At 58.9% G+C, this 15,902-nt stretch carries 16 protein-coding genes and 1 tRNA gene; 11 read left to right on the top strand and 6 right to left on the bottom strand.

Features of this window, described 5'->3' with window-relative positions; translation table 11 throughout:
• Positions 1-145: 145 nt before the first annotated feature.
• Both NT179_12165 and pyrF read right to left on the bottom strand, forming a co-directional pair.
• Positions 146-222, bottom strand: a tRNA-His gene (locus tag NT179_12165).
• Between the two features lie 90 nt (positions 223-312).
• A complete protein-coding gene (gene pyrF, locus NT179_12160) occupies positions 313-1,026 on the bottom strand; it encodes an orotidine-5'-phosphate decarboxylase (GenBank protein ID MCX5722763.1) in 714 nt (237 codons plus the stop codon).
• 100 nt (positions 1,027-1,126) lie between these two features.
• Here pyrF and rpsT point away from each other — a divergent pair, with 100 nt between their 5' ends.
• Positions 1,127-1,402: a 30S ribosomal protein S20 gene (gene rpsT / locus NT179_12155; protein ID MCX5722762.1), complete on the top strand. Its 276-nt coding sequence runs from the start codon at positions 1,127-1,129 to the stop codon at positions 1,400-1,402.
• Here rpsT and holA read toward each other — a convergent pair.
• Genes holA through leuS form a run of 3 tightly spaced genes read right to left on the bottom strand, consistent with a single transcriptional unit; the run spans position 1,377 to position 5,612 of the window.
• Positions 1,377-2,489, bottom strand: coding sequence for a DNA polymerase III subunit delta (gene holA, locus NT179_12150; GenBank protein MCX5722761.1), 1,113 nt, complete (start codon positions 2,487-2,489; stop codon positions 1,377-1,379). The two genes, rpsT and holA, sit on opposite strands and share 26 nt — an antisense overlap.
• A 14-nt stretch (positions 2,490-2,503) precedes the next feature.
• Complete coding sequence (lptE, locus tag NT179_12145; protein MCX5722760.1) at positions 2,504-3,145, bottom strand: LPS assembly lipoprotein LptE; 642 nt, start codon at positions 3,143-3,145, stop codon at positions 2,504-2,506.
• Between the two features lie 31 nt (positions 3,146-3,176).
• Complete coding sequence (gene leuS, locus NT179_12140; protein MCX5722759.1) at positions 3,177-5,612, bottom strand: leucine--tRNA ligase; 2,436 nt, start codon at positions 5,610-5,612, stop codon at positions 3,177-3,179.
• Between the two features lie 193 nt (positions 5,613-5,805).
• On the opposite strand from leuS, the gene NT179_12135 reads away from it, so the two are divergent.
• The gene (locus tag NT179_12135; protein ID MCX5722758.1) at positions 5,806-6,465 is read left to right on the top strand and encodes a class I SAM-dependent methyltransferase; all 660 of its coding nucleotides are present in this window, start codon (positions 5,806-5,808) and stop codon (positions 6,463-6,465) included.
• On the opposite strand, the gene NT179_12130 is transcribed toward NT179_12135, so the two are convergent.
• On the bottom strand, positions 6,427-7,107 hold the full coding sequence (locus tag NT179_12130) for an HAD-IA family hydrolase (protein ID MCX5722757.1): 681 nt from the start codon (positions 7,105-7,107) through the stop codon (positions 6,427-6,429). The genes NT179_12135 and NT179_12130 overlap by 39 nt on opposite strands.
• A 71-nt stretch (positions 7,108-7,178) precedes the next feature.
• Between NT179_12130 and der the strand changes: the two genes are divergently transcribed.
• The 9 genes from der (at position 7,179) to NT179_12085 (ending at position 15,400) form a co-directional block, all read left to right on the top strand.
• The gene (der, locus tag NT179_12125) at positions 7,179-8,591 is read left to right on the top strand and encodes a ribosome biogenesis GTPase Der (protein ID MCX5722756.1); all 1,413 of its coding nucleotides are present in this window, start codon (positions 7,179-7,181) and stop codon (positions 8,589-8,591) included.
• A 154-nt stretch (positions 8,592-8,745) separates the two neighbouring features.
• Positions 8,746-9,252, top strand: a complete 507-nt coding sequence (locus NT179_12120; GenBank protein MCX5722755.1) for a hypothetical protein — start codon at positions 8,746-8,748, stop codon at positions 9,250-9,252.
• Positions 9,253-9,326: 74 nt separating this feature from the next.
• Complete coding sequence (locus NT179_12115) at positions 9,327-10,109, top strand: hypothetical protein (protein ID MCX5722754.1); 783 nt, start codon at positions 9,327-9,329, stop codon at positions 10,107-10,109.
• Positions 10,110-10,357: 248 nt separating this feature from the next.
• Positions 10,358-10,975 (top strand): sigma-70 family RNA polymerase sigma factor, encoded by a 618-nt coding sequence (locus NT179_12110; protein MCX5722753.1) that lies wholly within the window; start codon positions 10,358-10,360, stop codon positions 10,973-10,975.
• Positions 10,972-11,280 (top strand): zf-HC2 domain-containing protein, encoded by a 309-nt coding sequence (locus tag NT179_12105; protein ID MCX5722752.1) that lies wholly within the window; start codon positions 10,972-10,974, stop codon positions 11,278-11,280. The genes NT179_12110 and NT179_12105 overlap by 4 nt, the downstream gene beginning before the upstream one ends.
• On the top strand, positions 11,277-11,678 hold the full coding sequence (locus tag NT179_12100; GenBank protein MCX5722751.1) for a cupredoxin domain-containing protein: 402 nt from the start codon (positions 11,277-11,279) through the stop codon (positions 11,676-11,678). Before NT179_12105 ends, NT179_12100 begins: the two co-directional genes overlap by 4 nt.
• A 128-nt stretch (positions 11,679-11,806) precedes the next feature.
• The gene (locus NT179_12095) at positions 11,807-13,513 is read left to right on the top strand and encodes a hypothetical protein (protein MCX5722750.1); all 1,707 of its coding nucleotides are present in this window, start codon (positions 11,807-11,809) and stop codon (positions 13,511-13,513) included.
• 57 nt (positions 13,514-13,570) lie between these two features.
• Entirely contained in the window at positions 13,571-14,266 is a 696-nt protein-coding gene (aat, locus tag NT179_12090; protein ID MCX5722749.1) for a leucyl/phenylalanyl-tRNA--protein transferase, read from the top strand.
• A 231-nt stretch (positions 14,267-14,497) separates the two neighbouring features.
• On the top strand, positions 14,498-15,400 hold the full coding sequence (locus NT179_12085; protein ID MCX5722748.1) for a restriction endonuclease: 903 nt from the start codon (positions 14,498-14,500) through the stop codon (positions 15,398-15,400).
• The last annotated feature ends 502 nt before the right edge of the window (positions 15,401-15,902 follow it).

The following is a 15,902-nucleotide window of genomic DNA, read 5'->3' as shown; positions in this document are numbered from 1 at the left end:
ATAGTTTACTGTTTGGCTGCAAAGCCAATCATTCCAGATCCCTTCGGGGTTCAGCATTCTCTCCGTGGTCAGTATTACCGGATGGTTTTACTCCCGGCAAAATCAGAGACAACCCCGTAGATCAAACAGTTATCGTGAGAAGGTATGGGGTGAGTGACGGGTTTCGAACCCGCGACCTCCGGATCCACAATCCGGCGCTCTAACCAACTGAGCTACACCCACCATACGAAGGAAACAGAGGAGCCGATCTCGATGGCAGAAGGGGGATTCTAGCAAAGGGAGCAGGAGACCCGCAACTCGCTGTCTGGCCCTTCAGCCCCGCGCGTCAAAGGCCGCCTGCATTTCTGCAAGAATGGCGGCAGCGGCGGCGGCAGGATCCGAGGCGTCTCTGATGGGCCGGCCGATCACCAAATAGTCGGCCCCCGCCGAAATCGCCTGGGTCGGCGTGGTCGCCCGGGCATGGTCATCGACCCCCTTGCCGGCCGGGCGCACGCCTGGCGTCACGATGAGAAAACGAGGACCGACCTTGGGACGGAGGACCCCCGGTTCTTCGCCTGAGGCCACGACCCCGTCGCAGCCCACTTCTGATGCCAAGAGGGCTCGAGCCGCAACCAAGTCCTGCACGCTCCGCTGGATGCCCATCTCACGGAGGTCGTGGCTGTCGAAATTAGTCAAGACCGTGACCGCCAACAGTTTCAGCGAGGACGTGCCACGGCCTTGAACGGCTGCGGCCAGCGCTTTCCGATTCGCATGAATCGTCAAAAACTCCACGCCCATCGACGCAACCAGCGCCGTAGCCCGGCGAACCGTTTCTTCAATATCGAGGAACTTCAGATCCAGGAACACCCGCTTCCCTCGCGCAATCAACCGTTGGACCATCTCCGGCCCGGCGGCGGTATAGAGTTCGAGTCCGACCTTCACAAACACAATCTGATCCCCTGCCCGATCGAGCAGCCGGTCGGCTTCGTCGCTGGTGGGCACGTCCAAGGCCAGGATTAGACGGTCACGGGCAATGATGGTTGACACAGGCTTGTCCTTTTCAAGAATGGCGGCACAATGGCTTACCTTGACGCTTCATGGAGCCGCATGGTACAAATGCGCTTCTTTTCTACCAGAGGAGTTTACTATGCCGGTTGTACATAAATCGACGATTCGCCGAGCCCGCCAGTCCGTGAAGCGGCACGACCGTAACCGTGCGACGCTGGGCGCCCTCAAGACCCTCGTCAAGAAAGTCCAGGCGGCCGTGGCCGAGAAGAAGGTCGAGGATGCGACGGTGTCCTTGCGTCTCGCCACATCGGCCCTCAGCAAAGCAGTGACGAAGGGTGTGATGAAACCCAACACGGCCTCGCGCCGGGTGGCTCGCCTCACGCTCCACGTCAATTCCTTGTCTGCCTCCCGCTAATCGTTCGCACGTTCGAAATGGTTCTCGCTCTCACCGGTTGCGGCGCCTCGGCGCCTCGACTTGGTGAGAGTGGACGCGCCTTAGCCTGTGCGCGATCGCACAACCGCAGCAACAGCCCCTCAAGAATACGCGCGGGGCGTCCACCGCTTCCACCCTTCAGTTTGGCATCAGCGTCCAAGAGCAACCCCAGCGCCTCCTGCAGATGGGCATCGGGAAACTGATCGAGGAACGAACGCACCTTGGCCGGGTCCATCCGCAACGTCCTGGCTGCTTCCCCCTCGCGGCCTCCCTGCCTGGCGATTTCCTTGACCTTCCACAGTCTCCGATATTGCCAGGCCAGTGAGCCGAGAATTCGTAACGGAGCCTCCCCCGCTTCCAGATTCCTGGCCAGGATCGCCAGCACCCGTCCTCGGTTTTTTGCCCCGATCGCCAAGGTCAAATCAAACACCGAGGCGCCAGGCTCTGTTCCGCGCAACGTCGCCACATCGGCGGCGGTCACAGCCAAACCAGGCGAGACATAGGCCGCCAACTTTTCCAATTCACGCCGGACCGAATAGAGCGAGCCTCCGCAAGCCTCTTTAAGCAACTCAATGGCTTCGTCATTGAGCCGGATCCCGACCCGCTCCGCATCCTGCTTGAGCCAAGGAAGCCATTGCACCTCTCTGAGGGGCGCACAATCGACCGTCACCGAGGACTTCGCGAGCGCCTGGGTGAACTTCAGCCGCCCATCGAGTTTCGATGCGATAAAGATCACGGTCGTGGAATCACTCGGCTCTTTCAAATAGGGAAGAATCGCCTCACATTCCTTGGCCGGCAGCTTATCTGCCGCTTTCACCACCACCACTCGTCTGGGCGCGAACACGGCCACTTCCGAGGCGCAAGTGACAATCTCAGACCCGCTCACGTCATCGCCATAAAACAAATCGCAATTGAAGTCGCTCTCGCCCTCGCCCAATAACGAAGTTTTTAGCGCAGCCAAAACCATGTCGCGCAGCAAATCTTCCTCGCCGGCAACCAGGTACAGAGGCGCGACCGTGCCTTGCGCGAGTTGTGCGGTGAGTTGTGCGGGAGAGATGGCTGAAGCCATGGTAGAGATCCGATTTATTTGACGGTTGTGTCCGCATTGCTCGACGCCGGCTTGGCGACCGGCTTTTCCAACTGCCCCGACTCTAGCTGGAGCAGAAAACGGGAGGCCAGATCTTCCGCAATGAACCGGCCTGCTTGCTCCACGGCCCGGTTCTGCAGGACGCGGTTGAACTGCAAATCCGGCGTGACATAGAACTCCGAGGAGCCCTTGGCCGTTTGCATCCACACGACACGTTTCGTCCTGGTCTCCTCCACCTTGACCGACACCGTCACCTCGGCGCGGCTTTCGAGGGTGGTGGTCATGCTGAAACTGAGCGTCGGAATGCCGACCGAAATAATTTGCCCGGTCAACACAAGATCGGCCGCCTCAGTATCCGGCACGACCTGCGCCCCACTGCCGGAGGAAAACTCGTGGCGCAGATAGTTAGTGAAACGAGCCTCCAGGTTGGGCTCGAAACTCTTATTCTCCAAAGTCCTCACCACCAGCCTCGGCGGCGGAACCGTGGAAGCGGATGCCGCCGCTGCGCTCCCGATGGTGGGCCCGGCTCCCTCCACACGAAACTGATAGCCGCACCCGGCGAGCGCCGCGAGCAATGCAAGACTGGCAGGGAAAGCGAAACAGGCACGCGCGCCTCTAGTTTTCAGTGTGTCTCGCATATCTCGCCTTTCTCGCCAACCACGGCGACATTCATACGACGAAGTTCATCAACTTTTTTTCGACATACACAATCTTCTTCGGCTCCTGCCCCTGCAGCCACTCGGCGACCTGCACACGAGCCAGCCCCTCGACCTGCTCGCGAGTGGCGTCGGTTCCCACCTCAAGCTTGGCGCGCAACTTTCCGTTCACCTGGATCGGAATGGTCAACCGGTCGCTCACGGTCATGGCCGGATCGAAGATCGGCCAGGGCTGCTGAGACACGCTCGGCTTGTGGCCCAGCACGACCCACAATTCTTCAGCCAGATGAGGCGCGAAGGGAGCCAGCAGCAGCACAAATGGTTCGAGCAAAGCCCGTGAACGAAGCTCCGTCTTCGTCATCTCGTTCGTAAAGACCATCATCTGGGCGATCGCGGTATTGAACCGCAACCCTTCGATATCCTCCGTCACTTTCTTGATCGTCTGGTGGAGCAACCGCTGCTGTTCGAGAGTCGGGACAATCCCCGCCACGGCATTCGACAGATGGCCTTCGTCGTTCGCCATGAGCCGCCAGGACCGTTCGAGAAACCGCGTGACCCCTTCCACGCCCCTCGTGCTCCAAGGCTTCACGGCCTCCAGCGGGCCCATGAACATCTCATAGAGCCGCACCGCATCGGCCCCGAACTGGTCCATGATCTCGTCGGGATTGACGACATTGCCGCGGGACTTCGACATCTTCTGATTGTCTTCCCCCAGCACAATCCCCTGATGCACCAGCTTCTTGAACGGCTCCGGCGTACTGACCACTCCGATATCGTACAGAACCTTGTGCCAAAACCGCGCATAGAGCAAATGCAGCACGGCATGTTCGCTGCCGCCGATGTAGAGATCCACCGGCATCCAGTAACGCTCCAATTCCGGATCGACGAGCTGCTGCTGATTCTTCGGATCGATAAACCGCAGATAATACCAGCAGGAACCGGCCCACTGAGGCATCGTGTTGGTTTCACGGCGCGCCGGCGCGCCGCTGACCGGATCGGTGGTCGTCAGCCAGTCCGTGAGATTCGCGAGCGGACTTTCGCCGCTCCCGGACGGCTTGAAATTATCGGTCTCCGGCAACAACAGCGGCAGCTGCTCTTCCGGAATCGGAAGGGCCTGGCCATCCACCCAGACAATCGGAAAGGGCTCACCCCAATAGCGCTGACGGGCAAACAACCAGTCCCGCAATTTATAGTTCACCGCCTTGCGGCCCTTGCCCTGCGATTCTAAATGGGCCGTGATTTTCGGGATCGCATCGCCCGGCGTCAGCCCATCGATCGAAAAACTTTTATCCGGCGTGGTGGAATTGACGACGGTCCCCTTGTCGGACGACACGAAAGCCTCCTGCTCAACCTGGCCTCCTGCGATCACTTCGCGGATCGGCAAATCGTAGGTCTTGGCAAAGGCCCAATCGCGCTCGTCATGCGCCGGCACAGCCATGATGGCCCCGGTCCCATAACCCATCAAGACGTAGTCGGCAATCCAAATGGGCAGCCGCTCACCGTTCACCGGATTCACCGCATAGCCCCCGGTGAAGCCCCCGGTCTTGTCCTTATCCAGCTCCTGCCGTTGAAGGTCGCTTTTTCTGGCAGCAGCATCGCGATAGGCCGTAACATCTGCGCGGCGGTCGGCAGTTGTGACGACGTCCACGAGCGGATGCTCCGGAGACAGCACCATGTAAGTCGCGCCAAACAGGGTATCGGGCCTCGTCGTAAAGATCCGAACTGCGCCGGGGCAGCCGGCCAAATCGAATTCGACTTCCGCTCCGACCGATCGGCCGATCCAATTCTTCTGCATCTCCAAGGTGCTGGGGGGCCATTCGACCAGCTTCAAATCTTCGAGGAGCCGATCGGCATAGGCCGTAATCTTCAAGACCCATTGGCGCATCGGCTTACGCACCACATCGAAGCCGCCGACCTCGCTCTTCCCATCGATAATTTCCTCGTTGGCCAGCACCGTCCCCAGCGCAGGGCACCAATTCACCGGCACCTCCGCCACGTAGGCCAACCCCCGCTCGAACAGTTTCAAGAAGATCCACTGCGTCCAGCGATAATAGCCGGGATCGATCGTGCTGACCTCGCGTTCCCAGTCGTAGGACAGACCGACGCGTTTCATTTGGCGCTTGAAGGTGGCAATGTTCTGGGCCGTCGTGACGACCGGATGAATGCCGGTCTTCACCGCATATTGCTCAGCCGGAAGCCCGAATGCGTCCCACCCCATCGGGTGCAATACATTGAAGCCCCTCATCCGCTTGTAGCGGGACACAATATCCGTCGCGGTATAGCCTTCGAGGTGGCCGACGTGGAGGCCCGATCCGGAGGGATAGGGAAACATGTCGAGGCAGTAGAATTTTGGCTTGGTCCGGTCGTCAGCCACCCGGAAGGTCCGGTGCTCCTCCCAATAGGCCTGCCACTTCACTTCAAGGGCGTGATGATCGTAGGTTTTGCTCATACCGTAGTAAACCGCAGCTGTGTGGAAAAAGAGGAAGGACTCTAACATAGACTTGCGGGAGCAACAAGAATCGACGCAGGGCCGAGCGGACAGAATACGAGCGATCACCCCATGCCGATGACGTTGTCATTTAGTAGTACAATGGCGCTGAATCCGTACCGCCATGCTACGGCGAACAGCCGACGAAAAAACTATGGGACTCTACGTTACACAGATTTTCCCCCGTCTGATGGACTGGGTCATGGGCGGCGACGAGTTCCAGCAACTCCGGCGGCTGCTGTTGCAGGACGCTCACGGTGAAGTCTTGGAAATCGGTCTTGGCACAGGGCTCAACCTGCCCCACTACCCAGGGACATTGTCGCGGTTGCATGCCGTGGACCCGGCCCCGCTCCTGCCAGACCGGGTGGCACAACGATGTACATCCGTTGCCTTTCCCGTTCAGATCACGCAGGTCAGCGCGGAAACGCTCCCTTTCGATAATCAAACCTTCGACTGCGTCGTGAGCACCTGGACCCTCTGCACCATTCCCGATCCGGTGACGGCGCTCCGGGAAGTCCGTCGAGTCCTGAAGCCAAATGGAGTGTTTCTCTTTCTGGAGCATGGCAGGAGCGAGGAGGCAAGGATTGCGGCCTGGCAGGATCGCCTGAACCCGCTCCAGCGAGTAATCGGCTGTGGCTGCAATCTGAACCGGAAGATCGACCAGCTCATCGAACAGGCGGGACTCACGATCAGGCAGCTGGATCGGTTCCAGATGCAGGGCGTCCCGCGATTGGGCGGAGAAATGTATCGGGGGTCGGCTGTGCCGACTCCTGCATCATCCTTGCGACAGCGGCCTCTTCATGAGGGTCGATAAATTCTCGACCGAGGCAAAGGATGCGGAGGGGACCGGCGGCAGCTGAGAGCTGGACTTCGCGCTATGGACCAAATGCGCGATACCGAACTGCTTGGCGGCAGCCAGACAACCTTCATCGTCGTCGATAAACAACGCTCGCTCAGGATTGAAACCCACCAACCGCTGGCAGGCAGGCCAATAGGCCGGCCGCATTTTCAAGTAGCCCACCTCGGAGGCCGTCACGATGCGGTCCACATGCCGGTCGAGGCCGGTCTTGGCGATCTTCACGTCCACGCCCGCTTGATGGGCGTTCGTCAGGATCGTGACCCGCCGCCCCAGAATCTTGAGATCACGGAGAAACGTTTCCGTGCTCGGCAGAAACCCCACCAGATGGTCCAGCTCCTTATGCAAGGCCACCACATCGATCCCCACCCGCTCGGTCCAATAGTCTAGATCGGTCCAAGCCAGCTCCCCTTCAACCGACCGATACATGGCCATCAATCGATCGCGTGACCCCTCGTGGGTCAGCCCATGCAGCAAGGCATAGCGCCGCGGCAGCTCCTCTTCGAAAAAGAAGTTGTCGAAATGGCGGTCCAGCAAGGTGCCATCCATGTCGAGCAGGACATCGTCGATGTCGTCCCAATTCAAGTGAAATGGCGTCATTTCAGGTGAGTGTACCTGACGATGGTTGTGTTTGCCAAAAATCTTATGTTACGGTCGGACTATACTTTTCTATGCCACGCACGAAAAAACCTAAAAACATCCCCATAGAAGAGGCCGTACCGGAAGAAACGGTACCGGCACCGACACTGCTGCACACGACGACGGCTCACCCGCCTATTGTGGCCATTATCGGTCGCCCCAACGTCGGCAAGTCGACGCTCTTCAATCGCATGCTCGGCAAACGCACGGCCATCGTGGACGACGTCCCCGGTGTCACGCGGGATCGCAACTACGCCGACGCCACCTATCGGAATCGTCCCTACCGCCTGGTCGATACGGGGGGCCTGGACCCGACCGCCTCGGAAAGCATGTTGATCCTCATCAAGCGTCAGTCGGAGCTCGCCATTGCCGAAGCGGACATTTTGATCCTGCTGATGGACGGCCGGACTGGGCTCACGACCCCGGACCATGCCGTCGTCCGTCTCTTGCGCGGCACGACGAAGCCCTTGTTCGTGGTGATCAATAAGATCGACACGCCCAAGGTTGAACCGCTCGTGGCGGATTTCTATCAATTGGGCACAGAGACGCTCTATCCGATCTCTGCAGAACATGGGATCGGCGTCTCCGACCTCCTGGATGCAATCTATCCGCTCCTCCCGGTCCCGGATGAGAACCCTGAAAAATCGACGATCCCCCGCATCGCCGTTGTGGGACGACCGAATGTCGGCAAGTCCACGCTGGTCAATGCCGTGCTCGGAGAAGACCGGGTGGTGGTCAGCGATGTGCCTGGCACCACCAGGGATTCCATCGATTCGATCGCCATCCATAAGGGGCGGACCTATCTCTTCACGGATACAGCCGGCATCAGGCGGCGCGGAAAGATCGACCGGGGAATTGAAGGCTATAGCGTCGTCCGATCGCACCTGGCCATCGGCCGGTCCGATCTTGGAATCTTATTGCTCGACGCCACGGAAGGCGTGACCGAGCAGGACACCAAAATCGCCGGCGTCATCATCAAGCAAGGCCGGGCCTGCTTCCTCATCGTCAATAAATGGGACCTCCGTGAAGGCGATCACGAGGCTCGCCAGGAAGTCGAACTGGAACTCAAACGGCGCTTTCCCTTCCTGACCTGGGCGCCGGTCCTCTTCGCATCAGCCGCGCACCCCGATTCGCTGGGCCAGCTCTTTCCGACTATCGATCGGGTCTACGCGGCCTTTTCCAAACGAATCCCGACCGGTGCGTTGAACAAGTTCCTGCAGGAAATTCTCACCACCCATCCCCTCCCGGTGCGGAAGGGCAAACCGACGAAGATTACCAAATCCGCCTTCATGACCCAGGTCGCGATACAACCACCGGTCTTTGCGTTGTTTGTCGGTCACCCGGACAATATCACCCCCAGTTACCTCCGCTTTCTCGAAAATCAGATCCGCGAGGAATATGGGTTCGAGGGCACCCCGATTCGCTTACTCGTTCGCAAGAAATAACTGGCCAATTTCCGCCACCATCACACCCTCTTTGTGCGCCATCTAGTTTAAGACGGCACGTTGTGATCGGTCCTCGCAGGATGGTCGCGCTTCCTGTCCCCCGCCAGGGGTGTAACTCTTGCACCGTGTAGAAGCATTTCCAGAAAGGATGCGCGTGCCACGATCATCTTCGCAGAGCCACGACGACTCCCCGCAAAATGGCGCCTCAGGGCCGGAAGAGACGGCTCCCCACGGAGTCTCTGCGTCCCAACCAGTTCTGCCATTACCTGACTCGGGCATGATCGTATTCTCCTCCTCCGCGCGCATGCTGCATATGAATGGACCAGCGCGGAAATTGATCGCGCTGTTCGGTGAGTACCATGGGCTCGCATCCGAACCCATCCCGCCCATCCTCACAGAGTTTTGCCACGACGTGCTGGCGCAGCTTCAACCTCGCGTCGAAACCCAGAGCTGGGAAGAATTCGAGATGCGCCGCACCTGCCATATGGTGACGCCACCTCTTCTGCTCAGAGGATTCGGTGTGATGAACTCCACCAACCAGGAGTTTCGAGTCATCCTGACCCTCGCCCCCCTGCGCCCTTCGCCCCTCGCAGCCGGCAGCCCCGCACCGCCAGAATCGCCGGATCAACCGCCCGCCGACATCACGCAAGCCAATTCATAAACGCCGCACGATCCGGCATCTACGGTCAGGGCTTTCACCTTGACTCCCCTGAGACATCATGTTATTCGCACAAGGTGATTATTCGCGCTACAGTCCTCGCGTTCCTCCTCGTGAGCCCCGTTTCGGCGGCGGAGTTGCCGTTCACGGCCAAGGTGCCAGCCCCCCCGGTCATCGAAAGCCCTGCGGCCCTCGACCAGGATCAGGCTGCCCCCTCCATCCGATTACGGGGATCGGTCTGGCGAACCAAAACCGGGATCGTCTTCCTCAGGACCCCGATCGGACTATTGTCCCTCAGCTCCAAAACGACATTGAAAGATATCAAAGCCTCGCACGAGGTGCGCCTGTGGGTACATGGACGTCATACGATCGTCGAGATCCGCAAGAGGACCGACGGATCGCTGGTCCATCGCTACCTCAGCGGGCCCCTGACGTCCGGGACCGATGAACCCAATACGTTACTGTGGTGGGGGCCCGATGGCGACCAGACCGTCCATATCGGCACAGCGGAAGAGCGCCTCACGGACTACGAGGAAGGGGATCCGCTGACCGTCGAAGTCGATGACACGAATACCATCCGCGGGGTGCACGATCTGCAATTCGACCTGCAAGTCAGCCAGATCCCGCCGGCCGGCGCCGACGTGCAGCTCTTCCTGTCGGGAACCGTCACCAAGCTCAAATCCAATTTCGTCCTGCTCCGCACCCCCATCGGCCTGGTGATGCTCAATTCAAAGATTGGAATTCCTCCGGTGAAGGTGGGCCAGCCGTTGACTGTACGCATCGACCATGAGCAGGTCACCATCACGCTCCCAGCAACGAAAGCGCCGATTTCACGAGCCGGCGCCTCGCCAGTCCGCTGACCCTCAGCCTTTACGCAGAGCGGCCCTGCCGATCCTGAGTCACCGCTTTGCAGGGTGGCTAAGCGAGGCAGGCGAAGGTTCGAGGTCCGAAGTTCGAGATTTTCGAAACTTCGAACCACGAACTTTGAACTTCGGATCGCGCCTTTCGCGCATCTCTCGCGCGTCGCACGCATGCTGGCGGCCTTTTTCAGCATCCTGCCAAGTTGGCTTGACAGGCCTCAATCAAGCCCCTAGACTTCGCGCCACCCATGGCCACGGCTCTCAAAAATCGCTCTCAACCCCTCCCTGCGCAAGGGCCTGACGAATTTGATACGCTGTATCGAGACCACGTCGATCTGATTTACCGTTACGCCCATCGCCTGTGCGGAGAAACGGAGGCGGCAAAAGATCTCGTACAGGAGACCTTTCTCAATGCCTACCGGGGACTCAAAAATTTTCGCGGGGAAGCGCGGATCTCGACCTGGCTCTACACCATTGCGTCACGCGCCTGCATGCGGATGCGGCGCAAACGAAAAGGAGAGCCCGAACACGAACTCTCGCTCGATGAATTTGTGCCCACATCGGAAGGAGAGTTTCGCCTCCAGATCCCGACGGAAGGACTCAGTCCCGAAGAGGCGCTGCAGAACAAGGAGCTCCGGCAGGCCCTCGACCAGGCGATCGACAAACTGCCGAAAAAATATCGCATGGTCCTGATCCTCCGCGACATGGAAGGGGTAAGCGCCAAGGAAGTCGGCACGATCATGGGCCTCAACGAGCGCGCGGTGAAATCACGACTGCATCGCGCGCGCCTCTTTGTCCGGCGGGAACTCAGCGCCCGCGGCATCATCGATGAGAATGACCACAAGTCGGGAGGCTTGCGCTCATGACCAAGAAAAAGGCCGCGACGCCAAAAAAGAAACAGGCCACGCCATCCTCTCCCCGCCATAAGCCAGGGCAAGGCCATTGCCTGAAGCTTCTCCGGCAACTCTCTGCCTATATCGACAACGAACTCCCCTCCGACATTTGCCGGGAAATACGCAGCCATCTCGGCGCCTGTCCGAATTGCGAGGTCTTCATCCTCTCCCTCCGGCAAACCGTCATCCTCTGCCGACACCGCCCGGTCCCCCCCTTGAAGTCGACCGACCGGATTGCCCTGCGCCGCGCCATCCTCAAGAAGGCCACCGCCAAGTGAGAGGAATAGTCTGGCTCATAGGCCTGGCCTGGCTGCTGGCTGTTCCTACCTCTGCGCTTTCCGGCGACCTCGACGTGGAATCGATCACCGTCGAGATTCATGGACGGACGTTCATCCCGGACCGCGTTGTCCTCCATGCCGGACGCAAGACAGCGCTGCGATTCCGCAATCACGATACGGAGCTGCATGCCGTGGTGGCCAAGGAACTCTTCCTCGGCATCAACCTGAACGTGGGCGGCAACGGAGCCCCGGAATTCGGCCCCGACGGGCTCATCCGGGTCATCATCCCGCCTGACGGACTGGCGGAGATTCAGTTCACGCCAGCCGGCGTAGGAACGTTCCCCTACCGATGCGACATGCCAGGCCATGACATGCGCGCGGTAATTGTCGTCGAATAACCGGGAAATCGGTGCCCTGCTCGATCCGCCCTTCGCGGCCCGCCTCCGCCTGCCTCTTTCAGATCCTCAAAGCAGCATGGTACAGTACCGACCTCTTCTCGTCCTTCATAGTTAGGAGCCTGTACGATATGAGACGCCTGCAGATTCTCCACCGAGGCTGGTTCACCACCCTGTTTCTTTCCGGAACCCTGTCGATGGTCGCCGCGATGACCCTGATCGAAGCTTCGCCGACATTCGCCGCTCAGAAAAAATCCAAACATGTTGTCACCTCCGCCGAAACGATGGCTCAACGATATGCCGAAGCGATGGGAGCAGGAGATAAAGCAGGCGTCGGCCGGCTCGACTTCGCCTGCCAATATCCCCTCGTGGCCGCCAGCGGCAGCAAGAGTAACAGTGCCGACCTTGATAGCCACTACGACTCTTGCTGGCAGCGTGTGCAAGAGGCTCATGCCTCCACCCTCGTCAGGAGCGATGTGGGGATGGAGGTCTTGTGGCCTAGTAACGGCGCCCTGGTCTTTTTCAGTGAAGAGCTGAACCGCTACCCCGCCTCGGCCTTCGTGGCCGACTCACTGGGTCAGACGCCTCCGGGAACCGGATTCCATATTCACATGGCCGGAAGCACGCCACTTCCCTCCGCCTCGTTTCGTCTCAAACCGAACGGCCCGATCGTGGCGGTGCCGACCACCCTGGTCAAATTGACCGTCCGCTACCAGGATCCCCTGACCGCGCCCTTGACCTACGCAGCCGGCTCCGTCAAGTGGACCAATACGATTAAGCGGACCAGACGGGCGCTCAAAGAAGTCACCCTCCAGTGGGTCGTCCTCTCCGGGCTGAAGAAACAGGGCTTCGCCAACGATACGGCAGTCGTAAACCTTCCCGTCACCAGCGGAGCCATCGCCGGTAGCGGCATCAGGGAGAAGATTCCCTTCGTCACGGAAGCGAGCCGCGTCCTCCCCGACTCGCTGGTCTGGTGGGGACCGACGGATGTCCCGGGTCTCCTGACCGCCGCAGCAGCCCGCGCCGCTACCTTTCCGGAGCTGCGTGACCGCGTCGCCATGTTGAATCGCGTGCTCATCATCGACCCCAATCAGACCGAAGCCCTCATGGTGTTGAGCCGGCACCTCTATGCCGTCGTCCTGCGCGAAGCCATCCCCTTCCACAAACTCATCGTGAAGGATCCGGCGCTGGCCCTGGTGGTGAACGAGCATTTCTGGAACATCTACGCCCAATCGACGCGCATCGATCTGTCGCTGGGGATGGAGATGGGCGGATTCGACAAACCGACGACCGCCGACTACCTCTACCGCATGATCTCGGCTATGCGAGCCTTGGCTGCGATCCATCCGGAGCAACTGGATAACCAATTCCGGTTAGGCGTGGCCTTGCGCTGGAACAACGATCAAGAAGCTTCGATCGAAACGGGCCAGGCCCTGGTCAAAGCTATCTCGCCTGATCGCAGAGCAGGCAGAGCCGAAGCCCTGCTCCAACTGGCCTGGTCCCGCATCAACAAAGTCGCCTGGAACCGGATCTTCGACGATGCAGACATTCGGATCGCCTATCAGGATGCCGACGAAGCCCTCGCGGTGGCCGACCTGCCGCTCGACAAATTCATGGCCGAATACACCAAAGCCTACAGTTTGCTCTTCACCCCGAACCGGAACAATCGGGAGCTCTTGGAACGGCTGACGGAAGCCAAGAAATGGTTCGCCGAAATTCCTGGTCAGAATCCTGACATCTGGAATTTCTTCATCGGAGCGGAATCGTTGAAAGCAGTCCTGGATGCGGATCCGATATTTCAGCCGTTGCTCGCCGCCACGGAGCCAACGAAAGGCTAGCGAGCCGGTTCCCTCGCCTGTGGCCTTTTCTCCCGGCTTGGCCTACTCTTTAGATGTATGTTCAGGCTGAGCCGCAACCCCCGCGAATTATGCTTTCCTCCAGTTGAGCAGGCCTCGCCGGAAGGCCTGCTCGCCGTCGGAGGCGACCTGCGACCGGAACGGCTGCTCGAAGCCTACCCCCACGGCATCTTTCCCTGGTACGAAGAAGATCAGCCTATCCTCTGGTGGTCGCCCGACCCGCGAGCCGTGCTCTTCCCGGACAAACTCCACGTCCCGCGCAGCTTAGACAAGACGATTCGCCGCGGTCATTTCACCGTCACCCTCGATACCTGCTTCCGCGACGTGATGATGGAGTGTGCCGGGCCGCGCACGCAATATCCGGAAGGAGGGACTTGGATCACGCCAGCAATGATCGAGGCCTACACGAAGCTGCATGAGCTCGGCCATGCCCATTCAATTGAAACCTGGCAGGAAGAAAAGCTGGTCGGCGGGCTCTACGGAGTGGCAATCGGCGGAGCCTTCTTCGGCGAGTCGATGTTCTCCAGAGCGACCGACGCCTCGAAAGTGGCGCTCGTCTCTCTCATCCGCCAACTCCGCGCCTGGAGATTCCAAATCTTCGACTGCCAGCAAGCCTCGCCCCATGTCATGCGCTTAGGAGCAGTAGAAATTCCCCGGCCCGTTTTCCTCGATCACCTCAATGCAGCGCTGAGACTTCCAGATCGACGCGGGCGCTGGCAGTTTGACGTTCCGTGAGTCAAGTCCGTCGCAGTCCCGTCTTTCCCACAACCCCCGCGCCACGTTGGCAGAAGCCATGCCGCAGACTCTTCGCAATCATCCGTAGCGACCAGTCCAGCCCCACAAGGTGCCGCGAAACCGCTCCAAGTTTTATTTGAACTCCCCCATAAACAGGAGCAAACTGCCGAAGCTTCACTAGAAAGTAGCTTGGTCAAAAGTCTCTTTTCGTTCCAGGGAAGGAATCACTCAATGGCTGTTCCAGATTTTCAAAGCTTCTTCAAGCCTTTGCTTGATCTTGCCGCAGACGGGAAGGAACACTCAATCCAGGAAGCTCGTGAGGTGATCGCCAAAGTTATGGCGTTGCCAGAAGCAGACTTGAAAGAACTTCTTCCAAGCGGGCTTCAGACGAAGTTTGAAAATCGAGTCGCCTGGGCGAAGAGTTTTTTGATCCAAGCAAAAGTCTTGGAGTCTCCACGGCGCAGTATGTTTCGCGTTACTCAACGAGGCATGGACCTTCACAAGGTAGGTCACAAGCGAATAGACGTTAGAATCCTCAATCAGTACCCTGAGTTTCTTGAGTTCCATAAAGCAAAATCAACCAAGGGTGAAGAGCCAGATCCAGAGCCCGCGAAGGAGACGCCAGAGGAAACGCTTCAGAAATCTTATGACAGCATTAGAGGCGATCTTGCTGGTCAGATCGTTCAGCGCATTGCGAGCAATACGCCCCAGTTCTTTGAACGGCTTGTCGTGGATCTGATGGTTGCAATGGGGTATGGAGGGTCGCGCGCTGATGCAGGGAGATCTATTGGTGGCTCAGGGGATGAAGGAATCGACGGCATTATCAAAGAAGATCGCCTCGGGCTCGATCTGGTGTATCTTCAAGCGAAGCGTTGGGAAGGGACTGTTGGACGACCTGAAGTCCAAAAATTTGTCGGGGCACTTCATGGCAAACGAGCAAAGAAAGGTGTGTTCATAACCACGAGCAGGTTCTCCGATGACGCCAAAAATTATGTTGAGACCATCGACCCCAAGGTCATTCTGATTGATGGACGGATGCTTGCTGAATTGATGATCGATTACGGATTGGGGACGACCACGACAGCAACTTTCGATGTAAAGCGGATCGACTCAGATTATTTCACTGAAGATTAAGTCGGAATGATTCTTTGTTCCTGTGCCAAGTAGTGATCGCACAGTCAACTCTGCACGTCTGCCAGTCTAATTCTCAAGGCCATGACTATTGTGAACGTTGTTCAGCGCGGAGGAGTTACGGATCTGCCTACGTAACGACGAAGGGTCGGGTTGTCATTCCAGCTCAGCTTCGATCCCTACCGCGCGCATCCACCTCCTGACTCGCTTCATGAGGAGTGGCCGGGCCGGCCTTCACTCCGCGCATTGAGGGGCACATTCCTGAACCCTTTCCCCCTGTTGATCGTGTCTCTCTTCACAGGGTAGCCTGATTGATCCTCGAGTGCGCGCATCGAGCGAAATAAATGCTCCCTCCAAGCTCGCTCGTTATCTCTCAGGGATGGGGGCTGATTGATCTTCCACTGCGCGCGTCCAACGAGGGGAGTCCGCGACCGCGCGTTGCGCGAGCACAGAAGATCATCAGGCTCCATCCCCTCCTCTGTTCCGCGAGCAGGAGGACGACCAG

Source organism: Nitrospirota bacterium, from assembly GCA_026387665.1.
Lineage (GTDB): Bacteria > Nitrospirota > Nitrospiria > Nitrospirales > Nitrospiraceae > Palsa-1315.
Note: the sequence above shows the minus strand (reverse complement) of the source record. Positions and strands in the feature narration are given on the sequence as shown.